This is a genomic window from Actinophytocola sp. (genome assembly GCF_035942955.1).
Lineage (GTDB): Bacteria > Actinomycetota > Actinomycetes > Mycobacteriales > Pseudonocardiaceae > DASYTH01.
Window position 1 is genome coordinate 1 of the sequence record NZ_DASZCQ010000037.1, and the last position, 4,688, is coordinate 4,688.

General features: G+C 69.2%; 4 protein-coding genes. 1 reads left to right on the forward strand and 3 read right to left on the reverse strand.

Annotation, left to right across the window (positions count from 1 at the left end):
• Positions 1 to 129: 129 nt before the first annotated feature.
• The 3 genes from VGX25_RS03225 to VGX25_RS03235 all read right to left on the reverse strand — a co-directional run bounded on the left by VGX25_RS03225 (position 130) and on the right by VGX25_RS03235 (position 4,129).
• Complete coding sequence (locus tag VGX25_RS03225) at positions 130 to 1,926, reverse strand: rhamnogalacturonan lyase (protein WP_326916053.1); 1,797 nt, start codon at positions 1,924 to 1,926, stop codon at positions 130 to 132.
• Positions 1,927 to 2,023: 97 nt separating this feature from the next.
• The gene (locus VGX25_RS03230; RefSeq protein ID WP_326916054.1) at positions 2,024 to 3,301 is read right to left on the reverse strand and encodes a sensor histidine kinase; all 1,278 of its coding nucleotides are present in this window, start codon (positions 3,299 to 3,301) and stop codon (positions 2,024 to 2,026) included.
• A 150-nt stretch (positions 3,302 to 3,451) separates the two neighbouring features.
• Entirely contained in the window at positions 3,452 to 4,129 is a 678-nt protein-coding gene (locus tag VGX25_RS03235) for a response regulator transcription factor (RefSeq protein WP_326916055.1), read from the reverse strand.
• A gap of 127 nt (positions 4,130 to 4,256) precedes the next feature.
• Between VGX25_RS03235 and VGX25_RS03240 the strand changes: the two genes are divergently transcribed.
• The gene (locus VGX25_RS03240; RefSeq protein ID WP_326916056.1) at positions 4,257 to 4,640 is read left to right on the forward strand and encodes a hypothetical protein; all 384 of its coding nucleotides are present in this window, start codon (positions 4,257 to 4,259) and stop codon (positions 4,638 to 4,640) included.
• Positions 4,641 to 4,688 lie beyond the last annotated feature (48 nt).

The following is a 4,688-nucleotide window of genomic DNA, read 5'->3' on the forward strand; positions in this document are numbered from 1 at the left end:
GCCCATACCGTCAGCGCGGCGGCCGCGGCCACCGTGACCCCGGCGGCGACACCTCGCCGCACAATCCTTGTACCCATGGGTATCTCCATTCTGCAGGGGATCTTCGTTGATCAATCAGGAGATTCGGAATCAGCCGATGGCGAAGCTCGGGTGCGGGGGCTGGTTGTAGGCGGTGTTCTGCCAGGCCACCGCGACCCGGTACTGCCGGTCCTGCATCAGCGTGGGTCGGCTGATGCCGGTCGGGTCGGTCGTGGAGTAGATGCGCAGCGCCCGGTTGTCGCTGGTGCGCCAGATGACCTCCTCGCGCCAGTCGCCGAGGATGTCGGCCGACAGCGCCGGGGTGGACTTGGTGCCGTTGCTGGACGACACGCCGGAGCCGGTCAGCAGGCGGGTGTCGCCGCCGGTGCCGTACTTGTCGATGTGCGTGCCGTCGAGCAGCTCGCGCTGGGCGTCGCCGTCCCACCAGATCACGAAGTTGATCGAGCCGGGCTTGCGGCCGGCCACCTGGCTTCCGTTGGTGGCGCTGCGCAGTCCGGCCACGGCCGACGACCAGGCCTCGGCGCCGGGGTTGCCGGACCAGATGTCCGCGGCCACCCCGCGGCCGTTGTCGCAGCCGCACGACGGGGCGCTCCAGATGATCTGCCCGGTGCGGGCGTCACCCACCCAGTGCGCCGGCTCGCTCGTCACCTCGTCGGGCTTGAAGACCTCGAGGCCCGGCCGGGACGGGATGAGGTCGCCGACGTGGTAGGCGTCGCCGTGGTGGGTGTTGTTCTGCCAGAGCCCGGAGCCGTTGTCGTCGATGGCCATCGACCCGTACATGATCTCCTGCCGGCCGTCGCCGTCGACGTCGGCGACGGACAGCTGGTGGTTGCCCTTGCCGGTCCAGGCCGAGCCGTTGGTCGAGGAGCTGGAGTCGAACGTCCAGCGGCGGGTGAGCTGCCCGTTGCGGTAGTCCCACGCCGAGATCACGCTGCGGGTGTAGTAGCCGCGGGCCATGATGATGCTCGGCCGCGAACCGTCCACATAGGCCGTTCCGGCGAGGAACCGGTCCACCCGGTTGCCGTAGCTGTCGCCCCAGCTCGACACGGTTCCCCGCGGTGGCACGAAGTTCTCGGTGTCCAGGATGGCGCCGTCGGTGCCGCGGAACACGGTGAGGAACTCGGGCCCGGACAGGATGTAGCCGCTGGAGTTGCGGAAGTCCGCGCTGGCGTCGCCGATCACCTGGCCGGTGCCCGAGCGGGTGCCGTCCGCGGTCTTCATGGCCACCTCGGCCCGGCCGTCACCGTCGTAGTCGAACACCTGGAACTGCGTGTAGTGCGCGCCTGCCCGGATGTTGCGGCCCAGGTCGATGCGCCACAACCGCTGCCCGTTGAGCTTGTAGGCGTCGATGAACACGTTGCCGGTGTAGCCGGACTGCGAGTTGTCCTTGGCGTTGCTGGGATCCCACTTGAGCACGATCTCCCACTGGCCGTCGCCGTCCAGGTCGCCGACGCTGGCGTCGTTGGCGTTGTAGGTGTAGCTGACCCCGTCCGGCGTGGTCCCGCCCGCCGGGATCTGCAGCGGCACGTCCATCGACGTCGCCAGCGTCCCCACCGGCTGGTCGACCGAGGCCGTCTCGAACCCGTTCACCACCGGTGCGACGCGGTAGCTTGCGCCGGCCGGCGCGCCCTTGTCCAGGAAGTTCGTCGCGCCGGTCACCGTCAGCCGCCGACCGTCCCGGTATACGGCGAACTCCGTGCCCGCCGGGTCGTCGAGCAGCAGCCGCCAGCTCAGGAAGTTGCCCTCGTTGGTCGCGATGCTGATCAGCCCGCGGTCCAGCTTCTCGTACGCTGCCACGGGTGCGGCCACCGCGGCCGGCGGGCCGTGCACCAGCCCGACCGCCAGAACGGACGCCGCCAGCAGCGGGATACCCCGGATCTTGCCCATGTCAGCCCCCTATTCGGTGCAGGGCCCCTTTGAAACGTTAAACACGTGTGACGTGGACAATCACGAACATCATGTGGACGATGCCGCAACGTGACGGCTAACGGTGTTCAGCGATGTTCACCGCGAACGTGAACCGCGCCCCGCCGTTGCCGCCGGTGACCGCCAGCGTCCCGCGGTGGATCACCGCGATGTGCCGGGCGATGGCCAGACCGAGGCCGGCGCCCCCGGTGTCCCGGGTGCGGGCCCGGTCGAGCCGGGTGAACCGGTCGAAGATCCGCTCCCGGTCGGCGGGCGGGATGCCCGGCCCGTCGTCGATGACCTCCAGCACGGCCGTGGCGTCCTCGACCGCGACCCGGAGGGTGATCGAGCCGGCGGCGTGCCGCTCGGCGTTGTCCAGCAGGTTGCGCACCAGCCGGCCGAGCAGCGCGTGCCGGCCGGACACGGCGACCTCGCCGTCGGGGAGGTCGTAGCGCAGGGTGAGCTGACCGGGGAGCCGGCGGAGCGCGCCCTGCTCGCGGGCGAGCGCCACGAGGTCCACGGTCTCGTCGAGCTCGGGTGGCGCGGCGTCCAGCCGGGACAGCAGCAGCAGATCGGTGGCGAGATCCTGCAGGCGCACGGTGTCGGTCAGCGCGCCGGCCACCACCTCCGGCCAGCGCGCCCGTTCCGGGTGGGCCAGCGCGATCTCCAACTCGCTGCGCAGCGCCGCGATCGGCCCGCGCAACTCGTGCGAGGCGTCGGCGACGAACCTTCGCTGCTCGGCCACGGCATGGTCCAACCGTGCCAACGTGTCGTTCATGGTCTCGGCGAGCCGCGCGATCTCGGTCCGCGCCCGGGGCACGGGCACGCGCTGGCCGAGATTCCGGGCGGTGATCTCCGCGACCCGTCGCCGCATCGCCTCCACCGGCCGCACCACCCGCCCGACGGTGATCCACGTGGTTGCGCCGATCAGACCGATGACCAGGAGCGTGCCGCCGGCGAGCGCGAGAACGGCGTCGTTGAGGGTGTCCTGCTCGCGCTCCAACGAGTGCGACCAGGTGACGAACTCACCCGGCAGGAATGGCCGGACGGTTCCGCTCCTCAGCTGCTCGACCGGATAGAGGTACCCTTCCCCGGGGTCAATTCTGCGGGAAATCCGGACGCTGGCCGATGCCACGTCGGTGAAGGGCCATAACGACAAACCGGCGCCTTCATCGTCGATGACAAAGTGTTCAGCGGTGTCCCCCAGCAGCTCCGTGACGCCCACCGGAACTTCGGTGCCGTGCAGCGGTTTCTCATCCTCCAGTGGCATGGAGAGTTGGATCACGCGCATGCCGACGTCACACCCGGAGCCGCCGATCAGCCAGGTCTCGGCCGGCGGGTCGTTCAACAGGTTCATCTTTTCCGTGATGACACACCCGTCTCTGGCTGCTCCGACCGATTCCCAATAGAGCCGGGTACGCAGCGAGGCCGCTAGTAGTGTTGCCGCGGCGATCAGGGGAATCGCCGCGACGATGGTCGCCAGGACCGTGAGCCGCAGTCGCATGGCCTATCCCCCGTCGGCGGTCACGCGGTAGCCGACACCGCGCACGGTGGTGATGGTGTGCCGCGCGAAGGGCGTGTCGACCTTGCGGCGCAGCGCGCAGATGTACACCTCGACCAGGTTGGGGTCGACGTCGCTGGCGAAGTCCCAGACGTGCTCGATCACCTCGCCCTTGGTGACCACCTCCTCCGGCCGCCGCATCAGCACGTGCAGCACCGCGTATTCCTTGGCGGTCAACCGGATCGGGGTCCGGCCGCGCCGGCACCTCCGCGTCACCGGGTCGAGCTCGAGGTCGCCGGCCCGCAGCACCACCGGGCGCGCCGGCCGGCCGCGGCGGATCAGCGCCCGCAACCTGGCGACCAGCACCACGTAGGAGAACGGCTTGGTCAGGTAGTCGTCGGCGCCCGAGTCGAGCCCCTCGGCCTCGTCGTACTCGCCGTCCTTCGCGGTGAGCATCAGGATCGGCGTCCAGACCTGACGATCCCGCAGCGCCGTGCACACGCGGTACCCGTCCAGCCCGGGCAGCAGGATGTCGAGCACGATCACGTCATAGGCGCCCTCGGCCGCCCGCCACAGCCCCTCCCTGCCGTCGTGGGCGACGTCCACGGCGAAGCCCTCGGCGAGCAGCCCCCTGGTCAACAGCCGGGCCAGCCGCCGGTCGTCCTCCACCACCAGCACCCGCACGCACGCATTATGCCGCCGGTCGCCCGGCTTCCCTGAAGGAAATTTCAGGTCGCTTCAGATTCCCTACAGCCGCCCAGCGCCACTCTTGAGCGGCACCGGATGAACGGACGAAGAGAGGCTCACCATTATGCAAAGACACCGGGCGCTCAGAGCCGTCGTGATTGCATTTGCACTCGTAGCCGGTCTTCTGGCGGGCGCGCCGATCGCGTCGGCGCACGAAGGCTATCAGGACGTCAACCTCTGTGGCGGCGACTTCAACAACCGATGCGGATACGGTGGCGTCACGAACAGTCACACGCGCGCCTACGCCTGCGATACCTTCGCCGAAGGATACGGTTTCCGCACCTATTGGACACTGCAGAATGGGAGCACCGGCTTCGTGGATGATGCCAATGGCAGCGATTCGGGGTGCAGCGCAAGGGTGCCCGGAACCTCGACCAACCGGATTGTCGACTTCGACGTCTGCTGGAAACGGCAGCCGGAGTTCATCTGCGTAGACGGGACTCCGTGACCCGAAGTTCGGCCAACCGGAGGAACGTCGAGCTCGCCGGGCTAGGGG